1 protein-coding gene is annotated in these 732 nt (G+C 50.4%); it reads right to left on the bottom strand.

Features of this window, described 5'->3' with window-relative positions:
* A partial coding sequence (locus AC0QH1_RS05035; RefSeq protein WP_324629818.1) for a hypothetical protein occupies positions 1 to 721 on the bottom strand: 721 nt, incomplete at its 3' end.
* Positions 722 to 732: the final 11 nt, after the last annotated feature.

The raw sequence follows: 732 nt of genomic DNA, 5'->3' as shown, positions 1-732 counted from the left end.
GGCGTCCTTCTTGTACGGCTTCTTCTCGCCAACGCAAATAAGCAGGTGATAAGTTCATAATTAACTCCCGATCGTCTTCATCTATATTTTGCCTGACTTCTACATTAATTCGCCAGTTGGCCAGAACTTCCAACAGGTTGCGCCGGAATGGATTTCCTGGGGGAAGTTCGAGCAATTCATTCACGGCTTGTTCTTGGGTGGCACCCCGTCCCAAAACTCGCAACCACAGGGTGTTTGGGTTGACGGGTAGTTGGTCGATGGCCACCAGTGCCGTTCTTTCAAATTCTGGCATAAAATAAAAGCCTTCGGTCCAGTTTCCCTCCGGGGACGGCTTGGCCCCAAATCCGGTTAACACTCTGGCGGAACAAGAGGGGGACAAAATCCACAAACTCGGTAACTCGGACTCGGATAAAGCGCTTTTTTCCCGGCGCGCTTGGCGGAATCGTTCGCCTTTTACGGAGTACAGTTTTAGCTTGCAGTTTCGTACCTCGAAGGGGGTGGGTGGATTGCGAAATACCTCGAACAAACAAGGTTGTCTTGCCATTTGTCCGAGGGTGCCTAAATTTTCCGGTTCGGTGGCGGGGGTGGCAAAAGGGACAAAATAAACGTCCACTTGTCGCACTTCGCTAACTACGTCCCGACTGGTTTCTACTTGTCCTAGGGGCGAAAGCAATTCCTCTAAATACTGCTTGGCAAATTGGTCGTGGGCGGTTCTAGTCATTTTATGAATCC

This window comes from Phormidium sp. CCY1219 (genome assembly GCF_055795085.1).
This window is presented reverse-complemented; position numbering and strand designations above follow the sequence as displayed.